18 protein-coding genes and 3 tRNA genes are annotated in these 18228 nt (G+C 49.8%); 14 read left to right on the top strand and 7 right to left on the bottom strand.

Translation table 11 applies throughout. The annotated features are described in order from the left end of the window. Window positions 1-41: 41 nt before the first annotated feature. Window positions 42-1214 (bottom strand): glycosyltransferase, encoded by a 1173-nt coding sequence (locus tag ACIHKT_RS05570; RefSeq protein WP_086035882.1) that lies wholly within the window; start codon window positions 1212-1214, stop codon window positions 42-44. A gap of 248 nt (window positions 1215-1462) precedes the next feature. On the opposite strand from ACIHKT_RS05570, the gene hprK reads away from it, so the two are divergent. From hprK to pfkA, 7 genes are all read left to right on the top strand, one after another. Continuing rightward, on the top strand, window positions 1463-2428 hold the full coding sequence (hprK, locus tag ACIHKT_RS05565) for an HPr(Ser) kinase/phosphatase (protein ID WP_086035881.1): 966 nt from the start codon (window positions 1463-1465) through the stop codon (window positions 2426-2428). A 114-nt stretch (window positions 2429-2542) separates the two neighbouring features. Next, window positions 2543-3286, top strand: a complete 744-nt coding sequence (locus ACIHKT_RS05560) for a phosphatase (protein ID WP_086035880.1) — start codon at window positions 2543-2545, stop codon at window positions 3284-3286. Between the two features lie 19 nt (window positions 3287-3305). Beyond that, window positions 3306-4214 carry a UDP-N-acetylmuramate dehydrogenase gene (gene murB / locus ACIHKT_RS05555; protein WP_086035879.1) on the top strand — a complete coding sequence of 303 codons (909 nt, stop codon included), beginning with the start codon at window positions 3306-3308 and terminating at the stop codon, window positions 4212-4214. Window positions 4215-4228: 14 nt separating this feature from the next. Continuing rightward, window positions 4229-5086 carry an RNase adapter RapZ gene (rapZ, locus tag ACIHKT_RS05550; RefSeq protein ID WP_086035878.1) on the top strand — a complete coding sequence of 286 codons (858 nt, stop codon included), beginning with the start codon at window positions 4229-4231 and terminating at the stop codon, window positions 5084-5086. A gap of 45 nt (window positions 5087-5131) precedes the next feature. Beyond that, window positions 5132-6064 (top strand): DNA-binding protein WhiA, encoded by a 933-nt coding sequence (gene whiA / locus ACIHKT_RS05545; protein WP_086035877.1) that lies wholly within the window; start codon window positions 5132-5134, stop codon window positions 6062-6064. Window positions 6065-6139: 75 nt separating this feature from the next. Continuing rightward, window positions 6140-9640, top strand: coding sequence for a DNA polymerase III subunit alpha (locus tag ACIHKT_RS05540; RefSeq protein ID WP_404351978.1), 3501 nt, complete (start codon window positions 6140-6142; stop codon window positions 9638-9640). Window positions 9641-9787: 147 nt separating this feature from the next. Further along, window positions 9788-10756 (top strand): 6-phosphofructokinase, encoded by a 969-nt coding sequence (pfkA, locus tag ACIHKT_RS05535; RefSeq protein ID WP_086035875.1) that lies wholly within the window; start codon window positions 9788-9790, stop codon window positions 10754-10756. 72 nt (window positions 10757-10828) lie between these two features. Here the strand turns inward: pfkA and ACIHKT_RS05530 are convergent, their stop codons facing one another. The 5 genes from ACIHKT_RS05530 to ACIHKT_RS05510 all read right to left on the bottom strand — a co-directional run bounded on the left by ACIHKT_RS05530 (window position 10829) and on the right by ACIHKT_RS05510 (window position 11652). After that, a complete protein-coding gene (locus tag ACIHKT_RS05530) occupies window positions 10829-11017 on the bottom strand; it encodes a hypothetical protein (protein ID WP_086035874.1) in 189 nt (62 codons plus the stop codon). Further along, a complete protein-coding gene (locus tag ACIHKT_RS05525; protein WP_157658940.1) occupies window positions 11010-11201 on the bottom strand; it encodes a hypothetical protein in 192 nt (63 codons plus the stop codon). The genes ACIHKT_RS05530 and ACIHKT_RS05525 overlap by 8 nt, the downstream gene beginning before the upstream one ends. Before the next feature lie 216 nt (window positions 11202-11417). Further along, window positions 11418-11493 (bottom strand) — tRNA-Thr (locus tag ACIHKT_RS05520). Window positions 11494-11496: 3 nt separating this feature from the next. Then, window positions 11497-11573, bottom strand: a tRNA-Asp gene (locus ACIHKT_RS05515). A gap of 3 nt (window positions 11574-11576) precedes the next feature. After that, window positions 11577-11652, bottom strand: a tRNA-Trp gene (locus ACIHKT_RS05510). Window positions 11653-11900: 248 nt separating this feature from the next. Between ACIHKT_RS05510 and ACIHKT_RS05505 the strand changes: the two genes are divergently transcribed. From ACIHKT_RS05505 to ACIHKT_RS05490, 4 genes are all read left to right on the top strand, one after another. Continuing rightward, window positions 11901-12596, top strand: a complete 696-nt coding sequence (locus tag ACIHKT_RS05505) for a hypothetical protein (protein ID WP_086035872.1) — start codon at window positions 11901-11903, stop codon at window positions 12594-12596. Beyond that, window positions 12586-13209 (top strand): Spy0128 family protein, encoded by a 624-nt coding sequence (locus ACIHKT_RS05500; protein ID WP_174193096.1) that lies wholly within the window; start codon window positions 12586-12588, stop codon window positions 13207-13209. Before ACIHKT_RS05505 ends, ACIHKT_RS05500 begins: the two co-directional genes overlap by 11 nt. A 621-nt stretch (window positions 13210-13830) precedes the next feature. Then, window positions 13831-15288 carry a sodium:proton antiporter gene (locus tag ACIHKT_RS05495; RefSeq protein ID WP_338031368.1) on the top strand — a complete coding sequence of 486 codons (1458 nt, stop codon included), beginning with the start codon at window positions 13831-13833 and terminating at the stop codon, window positions 15286-15288. Window positions 15289-15303: 15 nt separating this feature from the next. Then, the gene (locus ACIHKT_RS05490; RefSeq protein WP_236849738.1) at window positions 15304-16317 is read left to right on the top strand and encodes an AAA family ATPase; all 1014 of its coding nucleotides are present in this window, start codon (window positions 15304-15306) and stop codon (window positions 16315-16317) included. 57 nt (window positions 16318-16374) lie between these two features. Here the strand turns inward: ACIHKT_RS05490 and ACIHKT_RS05485 are convergent, their stop codons facing one another. Beyond that, window positions 16375-16752, bottom strand: a complete 378-nt coding sequence (locus ACIHKT_RS05485; RefSeq protein WP_086035870.1) for a hypothetical protein — start codon at window positions 16750-16752, stop codon at window positions 16375-16377. Between the two features lie 151 nt (window positions 16753-16903). Between ACIHKT_RS05485 and ACIHKT_RS05480 the strand changes: the two genes are divergently transcribed. From ACIHKT_RS05480 to ACIHKT_RS05470, 3 genes are all read left to right on the top strand, one after another. Further along, the gene (locus tag ACIHKT_RS05480; RefSeq protein ID WP_157658939.1) at window positions 16904-17167 is read left to right on the top strand and encodes a hypothetical protein; all 264 of its coding nucleotides are present in this window, start codon (window positions 16904-16906) and stop codon (window positions 17165-17167) included. 509 nt (window positions 17168-17676) lie between these two features. Beyond that, window positions 17677-17889: a FeoA family protein gene (locus ACIHKT_RS05475; protein WP_086035868.1), complete on the top strand. Its 213-nt coding sequence runs from the start codon at window positions 17677-17679 to the stop codon at window positions 17887-17889. Window positions 17890-17931: 42 nt separating this feature from the next. After that, window positions 17932-18153 (top strand): ferrous iron transport protein A, encoded by a 222-nt coding sequence (locus tag ACIHKT_RS05470; RefSeq protein WP_086035867.1) that lies wholly within the window; start codon window positions 17932-17934, stop codon window positions 18151-18153. The last annotated feature ends 75 nt before the right edge of the window (window positions 18154-18228 follow it).

Below are 18228 nucleotides of genomic sequence, written 5' to 3'. Positions count from 1 at the left end.
CTGGTGGTCCTGCTCTTTCTATATTCGTGGCACAGTTTGATTTACAGGCTGCGCGTATTTTTTGTATAGCTGTGTTTTGCTTCCGCATAGGTATCTGCCATAATGGTAGCAAGGTTTTTATCCGAAAGGTTCATGGCACTTTTGCTGACCAGCCGCCGCAGGAGGACTTCGCCTTCCGAGTCCAGCTGTGTCAGAATGTACAGCTTTTCGCCGAACTGTTCGGCTGTGTCATATAGGAATCCGTTTACACCATCATGCACCAAGTCAGCATTGGCACACTGCCTTGGCAGCAGTACCGGCAGACCGGCAGCCTGAGCTTCCAGGGGAGAAGCCTTCACAGCGGAAGAAGTGGCGCCGCTGACAAAGGCCCGGCAGCAGGCATAGCAGCTATTCAAGTCACGCGGTGAAAGTTCACCGATAAATGTAACCTGATTGGAAAGGGAAAGACTGTTCGCCGTTTCAGCAAAATGAGCAGCTGCAGGCCCAGTGCCCACAACCAGCAGGTGTAGGCGGGCGTTGCCACCGGCTGCGTCGCTCCAAACTTTCAGCAGAGAATCGAGGCCGCAGTCTTCCATCAAACGGCCCGCATACACATAGCATAAGGCGTCTTCGGCAATATCCAGCCGCTTTTTAAAAGCGGGGGTAGGCTGTGTCGGCAAAAAGTTTGATAAATCCACACAGAAAGGCGAGCGCTTTACTTTGCACTGAATATCCAGTGTTTCCAAAAGGCTTTGCGTTTGTGCAGAGGGGGAACAGACCACATCGCTTTCCGTCAAAATCTTGCGCACTGTGCTGCGTACTTTCATTTTGGCAAGATTGTCATATGCTTTATTGGTGCCGTAACCTTTCAGTGCATCGTGCAGGTTATGAATAGTGGTAACCAACGGCAGCTGGTGGCGCTGAGCGTATTTTAGGCCGGCCAATCCCATTTCGTCCAGAGTAATGACGTGGATGATTTCCGGGCGGAAGCTGTTCAGCATTTTTTCCATAGGTCCCAGCAAACTGACCCGCACAGACATACCGTACAGGCTGGGAGTTACCTTTGCGGGACAGTAAATTTTGCCGTCCTGTGTAAAACAGTCGTCTATGGCCGGGTCGGCAGTTACCACCATTATCTGGTGCCCGGCTTTTTCCAGTCCGCTTTTCAGGACCGCAGTATATGTGGAGGCAGCGCATTTGACAGCGCCGGCCCCGGAAAACAAGGCAATTTTCATAAATGGACCTCCGGTAGGATTTCTGCCCGGGCACTTTGGGCAAAACAAAAAGGATACGTTTGCCCGAACAAAATCAGAATCAATTTACATTATAACACAATATTTGTATGGTTCAAGCTGAAACGAGGTGGATTCCTGCATCTTTTGCCGGATTTGGTCTTTAAACTTTTTCTGCTATAGGATATAATATAAACGATCATACTGTTTTTACCGTGCGCAGATAAGAGAAAGAGCAGGTGCTTATTAATATGGCTACAAAATTTAGTGTTTCACTGGACAAAGTAATGAAAGAGCTTTCTCTGAAAACCGTCTATATGCCCTGCGACCCGCAGAAGGTGCTTATCACCTCTACAGACGTCAACCGTCCCGGTCTGGAGCTGAATGGATTTTATGAGTATTACGATTCTTCCCGTATCATTGTCATGGGAAATGCGGAAACTGCTTTTCTAAACGACCGCCCACCCGAATACCGCGCCAGGGTGCTGAACGCTATTTTCAGCAAAAAGCCGCCGGCAGTCATCATCGCCCGCAGTTTAAGCCCTGTGCCGGAGCTGCTGGAGACAACCAAAAAATACGGTGTACCGGTGCTCGCTACTGCTGAAACAACCAGCAGCCTGGTGGCTTCACTGGTCGCCTATATGAACGTGGAACTGGCACCGCGCGTCACTCGTCATGGTGTGCTGGTAGAGGTATACGGCGAGGGAGTGCTGATTGTCGGCGACAGTGGTGTGGGCAAAAGTGAAACGGCTATCGAGTTGATTAAGCGCGGTCACCGGCTGATTGCCGATGACGCAGTCGAAATCCGCCGTGTGTCCGGCAAAACACTGGTCGGTCAGGCACCAGCCAATATTCGCCATTTCATTGAGCTGCGCGGCATTGGCATTATCAATGCCCGCCGCATTTTCGGCATCGGCGCTGTCAAAGTTTCCTCAAAAATCGACCTGATTATTAACATGGAGCTGTGGGATGGCCACAAAGTCTATGACCGTATGGGCATAGACAGTGAATACACGGAACTTTTGGGCATTAAGGTGCCGGTGCTGACTATTCCGGTCAAGCCCGGGCGGAACCTTGCTGTTATCATTGAGGTTGCTGCCATGAACAACCGGCAGAAGAAGATGGGTTATAATGCGGCAGAGGAACTGCTGCAGGGACTTGGCATGGACCTTTCCATGGTCAAGCAACAGGAAACTAAGCTGAAACTAGATATTTAACAAACTATAAATTAAAAACAGAGAGAAGCCCCGCAGGGCCATGCGGCAGGGTCCCGGGCAGGGCTTATGTGCAGGCGGAAAAACAGACGGTCAGAAACAGGGGGTATACAGCAGATGAATTTCATTGCGGATCTGCACACACACACGACAGCCTCCACCCATGCGTACAGTACATTGCAGGAAATGGTGGAAGCGGCAGCGCAGCGCGGCCTGGAGGCAATCGCCATTACGGACCACGGTGTGGCCATGCCGGGTGCGCCGGGCAGATGGTATTTTCATAATTTAGGTGTTGTCCCGCGTTATTATAAGGGCGTAATGGTATTGCGCGGGCAGGAAACGAATATCATTGACTATGAGGGACATACCGACCAGCAGGCCGACTGCGTTCATGACCTGGACTGGCTGATTGCCTCTATCCACGATGAGTGTATGCCGCAGGGGGAATCTCCGTCACCGGAAAAAGTGACGCACCTGTGGGAACAGGTATGCAGAAATCCGCATGTCAATGTCATTGGGCACTGTGGCCTGCGCCGCTTTGCTTTTGACTACGAGCGCGTTATTCCGCAGTTTGGTGCGGCAGGCAAGTTGGTGGAAATCAACGAAGGCACGTTTCGCAGCCGGCCGGATTCCATTCTGAACTGCCGGAAGATTGCGGCACTGTGCAAAAAATACCGTGTGCCGGTGGTCGTAAACAGCGACGCGCATTTTTCCACGCAGGTTGGCTGTTTTCCGCGGGCACAGCAGCTTTTGCAGGAGCTTGACTTTCCAGAGGAACTGGTGGTCAACTCCAGTGCGGAACAGCTGCGCGCCTATTTGACGAAATATACCGATGTGTTTCGCAGCTTTGTGTCAGAATGAATTTTAGGAGGATAATCCAATGGAAAAATTAGAGGCCCTGAAAAAAACGGCAGAAAATGCCGGCTGCCTGGTGCTGAGGGATGAGCCTATGAGCCGGCACACGACCTTTCAGATAGGCGGGCCTGCGGATTTATATATTGCCGCGAAGGACATCATTGCCCTGAAGGACATTGTACGCATGGCTTCCGCGCTGAACCTGCCGCTGCTGCCGCTGGGAAATGGCAGCAATGTGCTGGTAAGCGATGAGGGCGTGCGCGGCGTGGTCCTTTCCCTTACGGGGGATTTCCGCCGCATTACACTGTCTGACCCTACGACCGTTTCCTGCGGTTCAGGGGCAACCATGGCGGGGCTGTGCAAGTTTGCTCAGCGCAATGCTCTGAGTGGACTGGAGTTTGCATGGGGCATTCCCGGCAGCGTAGGCGGTGCAGCCTTTATGAACGCGGGCGCCTATGACGGCCAGTTCAGTGATGTGCTGGTATCCACTACACATGTGACCAGCACCGGCCATACGGATTCCCTTTTGGGACCGGAGATGGAAATGGATTACCGCAAAAGTGCCTACTTACAGAACAAATGCATCATTACTTCAGTGGTTGTTCGTCTGGAGCAGGGCAACAAGGAACAGATTTCCATGCAAATGGACGACAACTTCCGCCGCCGCAAAGAAAAACAGCCGCTGGAGCTGCCCAGCGCCGGCAGCGTCTTTAAGCGGCCGGACGGTGCTTATGCGGGCGCACTCATTGAGCAGTGTGGTCTGAAAGGGGAAAAAGTCGGCGGTGCCATGGTCAGCGAAAAACACGCTGGGTTCATTGTCAACACAGGCGACGCTACCTGCAGTGACGTACAGGCACTGATTGAAAAAATACAGGAAACCGTTCTGAAAAAGACCGGCGTATCCCTGGAGTGTGAAGTGCGGTTTATCTCATAAGGAAGTGTGCAGTCATGGATTTTATCATTGTTACCGGTCTTTCCGGTGCGGGCAAGTCCCGCGCGGTCCATGCTATGGAAGATATTGGGTTTTACTGCATGGACAATATCCCGCCAAAGCTTATTCCAGCCGTGTACGACCTGTGTATGCAGGCGAAGGATTCCCTTTCACGGGTGGCGGTTGTCACGGATATTCGCGGCGGCGGCATGTTCTCCAGCCTGTTTGAAACGCTGGAGGGCCTGCGTGTAGAACATAAGACCTACAAAATTCTTTTTCTGGACGCCGGCGATACGGTACTCATCAACCGATTCAAAGAAACCCGCCGGAAGCACCCGCTTTCGGAAGACACCACCAGTTTGGAACAGGCTGTCAAGCTGGAGCGGGAGATTCTGCGCCCGGTACGTGAGCGTGCGGACTACATTATAGATACCTCTCTGCTGTCGCCGGCCCAGCTGAAGGAGCGCATCTCCAGCCTTTTTCTGGGAGATGCCACTTCTGCGCTGCAGATTCACTGTATGTCCTTCGGCTTTAAGTTTGGTACGCCCACCGAAGCGGACCTCATTTTTGATGTGCGCTGTCTGCCGAACCCCTACTATGTGGAGGAGCTGCGGCACAAGACCGGTTTGGACGCCCCGGTGCGGGACTATGTGCTGAAATGGGAGCAGACTAAGGGTTTTGTTTCCCGCTTTTTAGACCTTATCGACTATATGATTCCGCTGTACTGCAATGAAGGCAAAAGCCAGCTGGTTATTGCCATTGGCTGCACAGGCGGCCACCACCGCTCAGTAACGATTGCGCAGCTTTTGTATGAACATCTGCTGGAAAAGGGCCTGCGCGCCAGTGTCAACCACCGGGATATTCGGAAGGGCTGAACAGTGGCCTTTCTGCAAACGCATAAAAGTGGGAAGTGATTTCCGTTGTCTTTTTCCTCCGATGTCAAAAATGAACTCTGTAAAACAAAGAATCGGCAGCCCTGCTGTGAAAAAGCAGAGTGCTACGGAATGCTTTTGTTTGGCCACTCTTTTTCCAGAAGCGCGGTTTCGCTGACGACCGAACACACACCTACGGCCCGGCGGGCGGCCCAGTTAACGGCAGCGCTCACCGGTGCTATTGTTTCCACCCGCACCATGCTGCGTCGTGCTTCTCATCCGGCAGGGACCGTGTCTGTAGAAGATGAGCGGGATCGAATGCGTGTACTCTCTGCGTTTGGGCACAGCGGCAGTGAAGTGCCGCTGCGGCTGAACCGTGCCAATTTGGAGGGGGAGTGCTGCCCAGCGTCTTTTTTACGCGGTGCGTTTCTCTCCTGCGGAACCGTTTTTGATCCGCAGAAAGATTACCGGCTGGAATTTGTAACACCGCATATGCATCTTTCCCGCGATATGTCGGCGCTGCTGGGGGAACTGCCGCTGGAACTGCAGCCTGGCGTGTCCCGGCGGCGGAGCTTGTATGTTGTATATATTAAGGGCAGCAGCCATACTGCGAATCTGCTGACACTGATGGGTGCGCCGCACGCCGCCATGCAGATGATGCAGGTAAAAATGCTGAGGGAAGTGCGCAACCATATCAACCGCCGCACGAATTTTGAAACTGCCAATTTGGACAAGACCGCCTCGGCGGCCGCGCGGCAAATTTACGCACTAAAGCGTTTGCAGGACTGCGGTGCCGGCATTTCTGCGCTGCCTGCCGAACTGCAGAATTTGGCCCGCCTGCGCTGCCAGAATCCGGAGCTTTCCCTGCGGGAACTAGGCAAGCAGCTGACGCCGCCGCTTTCCCGCTCCGGGGTGAATCATCGGTTACAGCGGATTACTGAACTTTCAGAAAAAATCTACCGGGAGCGCAACAGCGACTGAAGCGCTCCCTTTTTTATTGCCTATATTTCAAATTATCCGGTATGCTGCTGCCGGAAAGAAAGGGTGCCCTGCTCTATGTTTGTCCATTTACATCTTCATACCGAATACAGTTTGTTGGACGGTGCCTGCCGTATGGAACGGCTGCTGGATACCGCCAAAGCCCGTGGAGACCGCGCAGTTGCCATTACTGACCACGGTGTCATGTATGGCGCAGTTGATTTTTATAAAGCCGCCAAAGCCCGCGGAATTAAGCCCATTATCGGGTGTGAAGTGTATGTGGCACAGCGCAGCCGTATGGATCGCACACGGGAACTGGATGGCGAAAATTACCATTTGGTGCTGTTGTGCGAGAACAACGAGGGCTATCAAAATTTGATTCAGCTGGTCAGCCGTGCATGGCTGGAGGGCTTCTACCGCAAGCCCCGCGTAGATATGGAACTGCTGCGAAAATATCATAAGGGATTGATTGCATTATCAGCCTGCCTGTCTGGTGAGATTCCGCGCGTCCTTTCGGCTGAGGACTATCCGCGCGCCAAAAAAGCTGCTCTGCGCTATGCGGATATTTTTGGCAATGGTAACTTTTATTTGGAGCTGCAGGATCACGGACTACCGGAACAAAAACGCGTCAATGCCGGCCTGCTTCGTTTGGCCGACGAAACCGGTCTGCCGCTGGTGGTCACCAATGACTGCCATTATATCAATCAAGAGGATAGTGAGATGCACCGCGTGCTGCTGTGTATCCAAACCAACCACACCTTGCAGGAATCGGGCGGGCTGGAATTTGGCAGTACAGAATTTTACTATAAAACCGAGGAGCAGATGCGCGCGCTGTTTCCGCAGCATCCGGAGGCAGCCGACAACACTGTTAAGATTGCTGAGCGCTGCAATGTAACGTTTGAGTTTGGCAAAACGAAGCTGCCCCGATTTGACACCCCGAACGGACAGGATAATGTCGCTTATTTTCGTGAAAAGTGCTACGCTGGTCTGCACGAGCACTATGGGGAACACCCAAAGCCAGAAATTGTGCATCGGCTGGAGTATGAACTGAATACGATTGAAAAGATGGGGTATGTTAATTATTACCTTATTGTGCACGACTTTGTCCGTCATGCTAAAGAAGTAGGCATACCGGTCGGGCCGGGACGTGGTTCTGGTGCGGGCAGCCTTGCCGCGTACTGCATTGGCATTACCGGAATTGACCCCATTCAGTATGATTTGCTGTTTGAACGTTTTTTAAATCCGGAACGTGTCAGTATGCCGGATTTTGATATTGATTTTGCCGATGACCGCCGCCCAGAAATGATCGAGTATGTCACACAGAAATACGGTGCCGACCATGTGGCACAGATTGTCACGTTCGGCACCATGGCGGCGCGGGCCTCGGTTCGTGACGTGGGCCGTGTAATGGGAATGCCGTATGCCATGGTGGATTCCATTGCAAAAATGATTCCTACGGTGCCGGGCAAGAGCATTACGCTGGACCGCGCATTGGAAACGTCGCCGGAGCTGCGACGCCGATACAATGAAGACCAGCAGGTTCACCGCCTGCTGGATATGGCCCGCAAGCTGGAGGGAATGCCGCGAAATGCTTCTACGCACGCTGCCGGTGTTGTCATTACGGACAAGCCGGTTGCCGAGTACGTGCCACTGGCCAAAAACGGAGATGCGACAGTGTGTCAGTACACCATGACCACTTTGGAGGAACTGGGACTGCTGAAGATGGACTTTCTCGGCCTGCGCAACTTAACCATTATTCACGCGGCGGAGGAAATGATTCGCCAGCAGCAGCCGGAGTTTCATGTAGACAAGGTTCCGCTGGATGCACCGGAAGTATATGAAATGCTTTCTGCCGGCAGCACCGAGGGTGTGTTCCAGTTTGAGTCGGCAGGTATGCGCAGTGTGATTATGCAGCTGCGGCCGGAAGGAATGGAAGACCTCATCGCTGTTATTTCACTGTATCGCCCCGGTCCTATGGAGTCCATTCCGCGCTATATCCAAAACCGTCACCATCCAAAGCAGGTTACCTACGCACACCCGCTGCTGGAACCAATTCTAAAGGTAACATATGGCTGTATTGTCTATCAGGAACAGGTCATGCAGATATTCCGCTCCTTGGCGGGCTACAGCCTTGGTCGTGCTGACATTGTGCGCCGTGCCATGAGTAAAAAAAAGCACGACGTAATGGATAGGGAAAAGGAAATTTTCCTGCATGGCCTGCAGCGGGAAGACGGGACATGGGAGGTCCCCGGCTGTTTGAACAACGGCGTGGACGAAGCAACCGCACTGAAAATATACGGTGAGATGGAAAACTTCGCTTCCTATGCCTTTAATAAATCCCACGCGGCCGCGTATGCGTATCTTGCTTATCAAACAGCATACCTCAAGTGTTTCTATCCGCGTCAATACATGGCTGCCCTGATGACCAGTGTGCTGGACAATTCCGGCAAGCTTTCTTCTTATATTGCAGAGTGTTCCCGCCTGCATATCCGTGTTCTGCCGCCGGAAATCAACTCCAGTGAGGCATCCTTTACAGTTGTAGGGAATGACATTCGTTTTGGTTTGTTGGCGGTTCGGAACCTTGGCCGCGGGCTGATTGATTTCGTTTTACAGGAACGGCGGCAGGCCGGTCCGTTTCATTCCTTTTATGATTTTTGTAAGCGTACTTTTGATAAAATGAACCGCCGTGCGCTGGAAAGCCTTGTCCGCTGCGGTGCACTGGATGGATTGGGCAATAACCGTCGCGAAATGATGACAGCTGTGCCGTTGGTACTAGAAACGCTGGGCAATGACCGCCGGCGCAATGTGGAGGGACAAATTGGTTTCTTCAGCCAGATGAACGGTGGGGAAGATGAAGCCTTCCAAATAGCACCGATGCCGGACTACAGTCTGCAGGACAAGCTGAAAATGGAAAAGGAAGCAACAGGCATGTTCCTTTCCGGCCACCCCATGGCGGCATACGCCGATTTGTACCAAAAGCTGGGTGCTGTAAAGATTGGCGATTTGCTGGAATGCTTTTCGTCGGCAGGGGACAACCGCTGGCACGATGGAGACCATGTTACAATTTTAGGAATTGTGTCTGATATTAAAACAAAGGTGACAAAAAGCGGCGGCACAATGGCTTTTGTAACACTGGAGGACTTTAACGGTTCTATGGAAATGTTGGTTTTTCCGCAGACGCTGTCCCGTTTTTCACCTTTGCTGGAGGATGGAAATGTGCTGTGTGCTTCCGGACACCTAAGTGTACGGGAGGAAGAGGAGCCCAAGCTGTTGTGTGATGAGATGCAGTCAGCGGAATACCTGAAGCAGACGGACAGCAGTGATACTGGACAGACAAAAAGCGGGAAGCAAGTAAAGCCGGGGCTGTACCTGCGGGTACAGAGTGAAGCCGCCCCCGCATGGCTGCGCGCACAAAAGTATATCGCTATTTTTGACGGGCGCACACAGCTGTATGTTGCTTTTCAAAAGGAGAAAAAGTTGTACCGCGCGCCAGCTGTAGAAGGTGTGGCTGTAAATGACATTCTGCTGCAGGAACTGCGCCGTGTACTGGGCGATGGCAATGTTGCCTTCGTGAAATAATTTTCTATGACTATGGGACGATTGTCCATATAACTCTCTTGTAGAGCACCGCGAAAAAGCATATAATATATACTTAGTTGAAAAACGCCGGCGTTCGCTTTTTATGTCAGCGGGCACCGGCAGTATGGTATTGGAGGTTTCATTATAATGAGTGCAAAGTCCATTGCTGTTTTAACCAGCGGCGGGGATGCGCCGGGCATGAATGCTGCAATCCGTGCCGTTGTACGTTCTGGTATTTCCAAAGGGTTCAGTGTCCTTGGCGTGCGCCGCGGATACAACGGCCTACTGAACGGCGACGTATACGAGATGAATCTGCGTAGTGTTTCGGACATCATCGGCCGTGGCGGCACCATCCTTTACACCGCCCGCAGCCCAGAGTTCAATGCACCAGAGGGCGTAAAGAAGGCAGCAGAGGTCTGCAGCAGATTGAATGTTGTGGGTGTAGTCGTCATTGGCGGCGATGGCTCCTTCCGCGGGGCGCGGGACCTGACGAATGCCGGCGTACCCTGCATCGGCATTCCCGGTACCATCGACAATGATATTGCTTCCAGCGAATATACCATCGGCTTTGATACAGCCATGAACACAGCCGTAGATATGATTGACCGTATCCGTGATACGGCAGAGTCCCATGACCGCTGCAGCGTTGTTGAGGTTATGGGCCGTCACTGCGGCGACTTAGCACTGCAGGTCGGTGTGGCAACTGGCGCTATCTCTATTCTTGTGCCGGAAATGCCATGGGATTTTCAGACGGATATCATTGACCGCATCCGTTTGGCGCAGAAGACCGGTAAGCGTCATTTTATTATCATGGTAGCAGAGGGTGTCGGCGGCACAAATGAGATTGCTAACCGCATTCAGAAGGAAACCGGAATTGAAACACGTGCTACCATTTTGGGCCATGTACAGCGCGGCGGTTCTCCGAACCTGCGTGACCGTGTCGTTGCCAGTGAAATGGGCTACCATGCAGTGACACTGTTGGAAGAGGGCCAGGGCAACCGCGTGGTTGTTGTGCGTGGCGGCAAGGTTGTGGACCTCGACATTACAGAGGCACTGAACATGAAGCGTACATTCAATAAGGCTTTGTATGATGTTGCTTTGAGCATTTCCATCTGATTTTTATCGGATAATACACAAAATACAAAAAGGCACCGAACAAACAGCTTTCTGCTGTTGTCGGTGTCTTTTTTATGCCAGTGTGCTGACAACCTGCTGCATTTCTTCAAAAGAAGATGGGTCTGCCGTGCGTATTTTTTGACGAACGGATTCCGGCTGTGCATAGAAAAACTCATAGCTGGTCGTGTCTTGGTCTAAAAGGTCTGTTAGGCACAGGTGCTGCCCGCGCCCCGGTGCCGGTGAACTGTCCAGTCTATCCATTTTCTTCTTCTCCTCCCAGGCGGTGCACCAATGCCCGCATCTCCGCCTTGGAGTCCACCTGGTGCACCTGCTGCAGGACTTTCTGCTTCTGTTCAGGCCGCATTTCTGCGAATCTGTGGGCTGCCTGCTCATTTTCAAACAGCGCCATGCCAAACCCCATTGGCAGTTCTTTGAGTGGTTCCATCATTTCCCTCCGTTTGCAGCATATCGAAAGCCGCATAAAGTAGTGTGTGCACTGCCAAAGAGAATATAAGAAGACGGCGGCCGCCAGAATTTTCAAATAAAAAAATTCCTGCATTTGGCAGCCTTTGCAGGCTGGTAAACGCAGGGAGGAGAAGTGCCGTACTTTTCTGACAAACAAAAAAGCTAAGAAATCCGCGGATTTCTTAGCTTTACTTGATGGAGCTGCTAACGCGATTCGAACGCGTGACCTCATCCTTACCAAGGATGTGCTCTGCCAACTGAGCCATAGCAGCAAATGGCGACTCGGAACGGGATCGAACCGTCGACCTCTAGCGTGACAGGCTAGCGTTCTAACCAGCTGAACTACCGAGCCGTATGGCAGGGGCAGAAGGACTTGAACCCTCGGCACGTGGTTTTGGAGACCACTGCTCTACCAACTGAGCTATGCCCCTATATTGTTCTTACGTTGGTGAGGGTAACTCCCAAGCGCGAAAATAATAATACCATGTTATTGCGCAAATGTCAACACTTTTCTCATTTTTTTGTCTGTAGGACTGGAAATCTTTTTTTTCGGACACTTTTGTCGGTTCAGCAGACAAACCGACAAATTTATGTCTGCCAAAAAAGTATGATAAAACATATTCCTGCTGAAAAAACAGAAACCGGGCAATTCTACAGTGGAAGAGAGGAGAAGAGTTTATTGAAAAAAGAAGTTCAAAAGAAAAGCCGCTTTCACCGAATATTGTCACTAATCCTTTTGGCGGCGGTTACCGTGGGTGTCGGTATTACGTTTGCCAGTGCGGCGTTCTGTGCGCCGTCCGTATCGCATCAGTCAGAACCTGCTGAGAAGTTCCCGCAAAAAGCATTATTTCGCACACCTGCGGCTGCCCCAAGAAGTACACTGCTGATTCAGCAGACAGTCATTGGTCATACCCAGCGGCGCGAATTTACATTTTATATGACCGTTACCGATACAAAAGGCAGGACCTGCGGTGATATCCTGCGGTATTGTGATGGCCCTGCCGGACAGATATGTACACTGTATCCTGACCAAAGCGGCCGCTATATTTTTTCTTTGCAGGATGGGGATAAGGTCCTTTTTAGTCTGCCCAAAAATTGCCGCTGTACGGTTGAGGAGGAGCAAATACGGAATTGTCGGACAACGGTACATACGGACAGCGGCCGCTTCATAGAGGGCAGGGCGTGCACCGGTACGCTGATGAAAGAAACCACACTGAACTTTCAAAACCGGCAGGCTGTTGCCCCATCGGCAGATGCTTCCGGCGGTGCAGCACCAGCTCTGCTGACAGCGTCAGCCGGTCTTGCCATATGGGCACTATACCAGAAACAGCATACCGCAAAAAAGGGAAGAAGGTGTTCGGAACATGGCTGTTAAAAAAACAGTTTGTGCAGTCCTGCTTCTATCGTTTCTGTTTTCAGTATTGTTTGCGGTTCCCGTATCTGCGGAAGAAACAGCAGCAGTCCTGTTCATTCCGGTCGAGAGCACCTTCACGGGTATGCGGCCGGGCAAAGTACCCGCATTTCGGTATACCATTTCAGAAGGGTGTTCATCTACACCGATGCCGCCGACATCACAACTAACCATACAGGGTGGCGGAAGGGCTTCCTTTGGTCCTATTTTTTATCAGCATACCGGCAGCTATGTTTATCAAATTCAGCAGGAACAAGGCACGTTGACACACTGCCAGTATGATGACTCTGTTTATACAGTGACAGTGCAGGTTACGCGCACAGATTCCGGCAGGCTTTCAGCGGCGTTTCATGCAAAAAGGAATGGAAAACAGACAGAAACCGTTTCGTTTGTGGACAGTCTGACCGAGCCGGTGGAATTTGCCGCTTCACGTATTCCATTGACCGTTTCAACCTCAGCCGTTTCCCGTCCGGCTGCGTCCGGCGGCTCAGTTTCCGCAAAACCATGTATTCCGGTAGCTGGTGCTAGTGCGGCTGGATTAGTTGTTTTGCGGGCAGTACGGAAAAAAACGCGCTGAGTCGTTCTTTTCTCATAAGGAGCGGCTGAATTATTTTACAGGTACCGCTTTTGCAGATGCCGACAGTACAATTTCTCCAAAAATTTATATTTTTCCTTTTCCAGTCTGCTTGCGCAATGGGGTGGGATGTGCTATAATCTCTGTTGCAAAAGATTTTCAATTGTCGAATAAAGAGTTCCGCTGGGGAAATATAAAACGGTGCGGAGTATCTCTCCGCATTTTTTCTGCAAAGATGTTCATTTGTGCGGTATTAGGTTAAGCGGGTTTATTCGGCAATTATCTATATATAATATATAAAATACGTCATTCAGTGGATCTGTTAAGCAGGTCCGCTGTTTCGCTTTTTGTTTCATATTCCCTGTCAGCAGCACCAGGGAATATCTACAGAGGAACCGCCTCTTTTATTATGTTTTATGCTGCCCGGAAATTTCATTTCCTGTGTGTCAGGATAATCCTTTCAGTTAACTCTCCTTAAAAATTTCACTTACTTTAGGGATTGTTCATTAATCAGCCAAAGGCTGCCCTAATACCCGGCAGGTCTGTTGTCCTGCGGCTTTTGCAGACTTCCGCACGGCAGGGAATCTGCAGTCTTTTCGCTGTTTTATTAAGGAGGCTCGTTTCTTGAATATTTTCAATCTATCATCCGGTGGACTTGCAGTAGCCTTTCTGCACTGGTTCCCGGCTGCAGCTTCCGCAACAACGCATGTGAAAGCGACGGCTGCTGCGGCTTCTGCATCCATTCCACCGTGGCTCTGCATTCCATTTGTAGGGCTTCTGCTTTCCATTGCGATTGTTCCGCTTATCAAACCAGACTGGTGGGATCGCAATAAGGGAAAGGCTGTGCTGGTTTGGTCACTGCTGTTTATTATTCCTTTTGCCATCACCTGTGGTATAGGAAGGACAACAGACGTTGTTTTGGACTGTATCTTTAACGACTATCTGACCTTTATTATCCTGTTGTTTGGCCTGTTTTGTGTGTCAGGCAATATTACCCTTGAGGGTGACCTTGCCGGTTCACCACGCATCAATGTAATTCTTCTTCTGATTGGTACATTGCTTTCCAGCTGGATTGGTACGACCGGTGCCAGCATGCTGATGGTTCGCCCAATCATTAAAGTGAATTCTTGGCGGAAACGCAAAAGTCACATCATGATATTCTTCATTTTCCTTATTTCCAATCTTGGCGGCTGCCTGACACCTATCGGCGACCCGCCGCTGCTGATGGGCTTTATGCGTGGCGTGCCGTTCTTCTGGAGCCTGCACCTGTTCCCGGTGCTTGCTTTCAACGCAGCGGTGCTGCTGCTTATTTTCTACTGGATTGACCGCTACAATTATCGGAAAGATATTGCAGAAGGCTGGAAACCGGACATCAGCAAACCCGGCGGAAAAGTCAAGATTCACGGTCTGCACAATATCTTCTTCCTGATTATGATTGTTATCGGCGTTATCCTTAGTGGTACATTGCCGACCATACCTGCCTTTAAGGATGCTTCCGGTAATGTACTGGGCATTCATATTACAAGCAATGTTACACTGGGATTCCCGTCTATTATTGAAGTTGCTATTATCCTGTTAGCAGCATGGCTGTCCTTCCGCACAACCGATAAAACGGTTCGTACAAAGAACCATTTTACATGGGGTGCTATTCAGGAAGTGGCCACTTTGTTCATCGGCATTTTCATCACCATGCAGCCTGCGCTGATTCTGCTGAAACTGCATGGTGCAGAACTGGGTCTCAACCAGCCAGCGCAGATGTTCTGGGCAGCCGGTGCACTTTCCAGCTTCCTTGACAATACACCGACCTATCTGGTGTTCCTCACCACGGCGGGTGCTCTGGGCTTTACCAGCGGTCTGTCTACTTCTGTAGGTATGATTCCGCTCAAAATGCTCATGGCTATCTCCTGTGGTTCCGTGTTCATGGGTGCCAACACCTACATTGGCAATGCGCCGAACTTTATGGTTAAATCCATCTCGGATGAAAACGGTATTCGTATGCCTTCTTTCTTCGGCTATATGCTGTGGTCTGTGGCATTCCTCATTCCAGTGTTCCTGCTGGATACGCTCATATTCTTCTTATAAGGGGGGGACTCAACTATGCAAGATAAAACGATGCAGGAAAATCGTGCAAAATGTATGAAGCTCGCTGAACGGATTTATGAATTGGACGGCGAGGTTTATCAGTGCCTGGGGTCCTCTCTGGGACGGGTTTTTACCGGTAGCCGTGACGAATGTGTGGAAAGCCTTGCGGAGCTAATGTGCGGCAGCCGGAAATCCTATTTGCTGCGCAGTGAAATGGCCTTGGTAGCAAATATGGCCCGCACCATTCCCGATGAGGAAACACGTGCCCGTTTAATGGCTGAGTACAACAACATTTTAGTGGAGATTAAAAGCATTCCCACCAGCTTTGGTACGGTCGATATTTTGGATGAAAGCCGTGCAAAACTGAACGCTATTCATCTGCATGAACGCTTTACTGACAAAGATCATCTGATTGTCTGCATCAGCCGTACACTTGGCTGTGCAGGTACAGATATTGGTTTTGCACTGGCAAATGCGCTGAAAATCAATTTTTATGATCAGAAGATATTTAATACCGTCTTGGAACATCTGGATGCGGACAAGAATTCTATTGAAGATATCTCCAGCGCTAATGCAGTGCCCAATAAGGTGAGAAAGCCACAGAAGGGTCAGACGTTGGACAACTTCCACCGTTACCATGGACTGCCCGAAAACGACGCGGTATTCTTTAACTTGAGCGGGCTTCTCTGCGAAATGGCTGCCAAAGAAGATTTTGTCGTTATGGGACGCTGCGCAGATGTTATTTTAACGGGTGGCCGTATCCCGCATGTCAGCGTCTTCATTACGGCGCCATTTGAACAGCGTGTACGGCGTGTGATGAAAACGCATTCGCTGGACCGCAAGCATGCCAGCAATCTGCTGAAGCAGCTGGACCACAAGCGCAGCAAGTATTATCATTTCTTTACCGGCCGCAAATGGGGCGACCCGGAAAACTATGACTTGTGTATCAATAGCGCAAGCTATGGAATTCAGGGATCTGTTGAAATGATTTCCCGTATGATTGACCAAAACGGTCTTTACCGGAGATAAAGCAAAACGTATGATATCCCATTTTTTGCTTTTGGCAGAGGAAAAGGAACCGATTCATTATTTTGAACCGGTTCCTTTTCTGTTTTGCAGAAAGGAGAAGGGCAATCCTTTCTGCGGACTGCACAATTGAAGATTTTTTTGCCGCAGCCTTACAAATTTTTTTATGGTTGTAAATCTATAGTAATGGTACTTAAAGACGCATTTAGTCTGGTTGCAGGCAGCAAGGAAGGGTATTCCATTACGTGTGACCAGTGCTGTGTGCGGGGCAATTACACTGCCAAAGGGTGTTTTTAAGCCAATTCTTCCACAGGAACACTTGTGCAGGGCCCAGCCTTCCGGTAGTTCTGCAACGTATTTTTCGTAAATGTCTTTCGGAGAAGAAGACCAAATCATTCCTTCTGTACTCTTGTAAGCATATATTGTGATTGTATCCATAAATCAGATGTGCTTCCTCTTGTCTTATATTTACTTCACCAGTATAAGATATTATAAAAGGAAATGCAAGTACACACCTTTTGTAAAAGTTACAACTTGTTTTGCCATACCGCAGCGTATATACTAATGGTAGATACAAAAGGGGGGAGAAGTGAAAACCATGACCGATGAAGAAATGCTTGCTGCCATTCAGCAAATGTTGGACCAACAGTTTGGTCAAGTCAATACACGATTGGATAATATGGATACACGTTTAGACAGCATGGATGCGAAGATATCCGATATGCAGACAGATATTGCAGATATTAAACAGGATGCTGCCATTACGAGGTCGGCAGCGAACACGCTGCTGGATTGGGCGGAAAAGGCACAGGTTGAAGTTAAAATTCCCTTGTACAGAAAAGAAGCTGAATGAAATACATAGTGTACAGGCAAACAGGCGCTTCCATCCGGAAGCGCCTGTTTTTGTATGTAGGAAACCACTGGTTTTTGTTTATACGTTGTCGTTTTTCCATAAAACCAAAGACGCTGACCGAACAGACCCGCCATGTGATAAAGAACCTCAAGCATTCTCTATGCGGATTCCCGTTTTTCAACAGTCCCACAGCACGGCTGATACTTCTCTTTTCCTCCTTGCTTCATTTAATTTATATTTGATAGCACAAATCATGAATAAATCAAGGTTACTTTATGCTATCTGTCATAGTCGATAAAGGAATAGACGTAAAATACGTCAAAAAAGAGGTAGGATAATATATATAAAATTGTAGATATATTACGCTAACTGATATTGCAGTTTGCCAAAAATTGTAACGGATCATCAAAACAAACGAATAACTTCTTGACAATTCAGTTAGTCGGTGCTAATGTATATATGGTTAGCGGGAGCTAATCACAAAAACAGATTGTGAAGAAGGATGATTTATGATGCCGCTAACACTTGCAAATGTAGGCGAAGAAAACATGATTAAGCGTATTGGAGGAAGTCCGGAGGTCAAGAAACACCTTAAGAATCTCGGTTTTGTTGCCGGAGGAAATGTAACGGTGGTTGCCGCGATGTCCGGTAATGTGATTGTAAATGTCAAAGAAGCACGGGTAGCAATCAGCAAAGAAATGGCGCAAAAAATCATGATTTGATTTGTATTTATAAAGCGTAAATAAACTAAGGAGGACAAAGGCATGAAAACACTTAGGCAGGTCAAGGTCGGTGATAGCATAAAGGTCGTGAAACTTCACGGCGAAGGTGCGGTCAAGCGCAGAATTATGGATATGGGTATCACAAAAGGCGTTGAGGTACATATCCGTAAGGTTGCTCCGTTGGGCGATCCGATTGAGGTTAATGTCCGTGGCTATGAGCTTTCTATTCGTAAAGCGGATGCGGAAATGATAGAGATTGAGTAATAAGGAGTTTTGGCAACTCCTATTTTTTAGGGCAGTAGGTTAGAAACCGCTAATCGTGAAGGAGAGGAACATAGA

This window comes from Caproicibacterium sp. XB2, assembly GCF_044880635.1.
Taxonomy (GTDB): Bacteria; Bacillota; Clostridia; order Oscillospirales; family Acutalibacteraceae; genus Caproicibacterium; species Caproicibacterium lactatifermentans.
This window is presented reverse-complemented; position numbering and strand designations above follow the sequence as displayed.

Excerpts from the sequence above, each read along its gene's own strand:
- ACIHKT_RS05570 (WP_086035882.1), bottom strand. The coding sequence starts at position 1,214 with ATGAAAATTGCCTTGTTTTCCGGGGCCGGCGCTGTCAAATGCGCTGCC.
- hprK (WP_086035881.1), top strand. The coding sequence starts at position 1,463 with ATGGCTACAAAATTTAGTGTTTCACTGGACAAAGTAATGAAAGAGCTT.
- ACIHKT_RS05560 (WP_086035880.1), top strand. The coding sequence starts at position 2,543 with ATGAATTTCATTGCGGATCTGCACACACACACGACAGCCTCCACCCAT.
- murB (WP_086035879.1), top strand. The coding sequence starts at position 3,306 with ATGGAAAAATTAGAGGCCCTGAAAAAAACGGCAGAAAATGCCGGCTGC.
- rapZ (WP_086035878.1), top strand. The coding sequence starts at position 4,229 with ATGGATTTTATCATTGTTACCGGTCTTTCCGGTGCGGGCAAGTCCCGC.
- ACIHKT_RS05540 (WP_404351978.1), top strand. The coding sequence starts at position 6,140 with ATGTTTGTCCATTTACATCTTCATACCGAATACAGTTTGTTGGACGGT.
- pfkA (WP_086035875.1), top strand. The coding sequence starts at position 9,788 with ATGAGTGCAAAGTCCATTGCTGTTTTAACCAGCGGCGGGGATGCGCCG.
- ACIHKT_RS05530 (WP_086035874.1), bottom strand. The coding sequence starts at position 11,017 with ATGGATAGACTGGACAGTTCACCGGCACCGGGGCGCGGGCAGCACCTG.
- ACIHKT_RS05525 (WP_157658940.1), bottom strand. The coding sequence starts at position 11,201 with ATGGAACCACTCAAAGAACTGCCAATGGGGTTTGGCATGGCGCTGTTT.
- ACIHKT_RS05500 (WP_174193096.1), top strand. The coding sequence starts at position 12,586 with ATGGCTGTTAAAAAAACAGTTTGTGCAGTCCTGCTTCTATCGTTTCTG.
- ACIHKT_RS05490 (WP_236849738.1), top strand. The coding sequence starts at position 15,304 with ATGCAAGATAAAACGATGCAGGAAAATCGTGCAAAATGTATGAAGCTC.
- ACIHKT_RS05485 (WP_086035870.1), bottom strand. The coding sequence starts at position 16,752 with ATGGATACAATCACAATATATGCTTACAAGAGTACAGAAGGAATGATT.
- ACIHKT_RS05475 (WP_086035868.1), top strand. The coding sequence starts at position 17,677 with ATGATGCCGCTAACACTTGCAAATGTAGGCGAAGAAAACATGATTAAG.
- ACIHKT_RS05470 (WP_086035867.1), top strand. The coding sequence starts at position 17,932 with ATGAAAACACTTAGGCAGGTCAAGGTCGGTGATAGCATAAAGGTCGTG.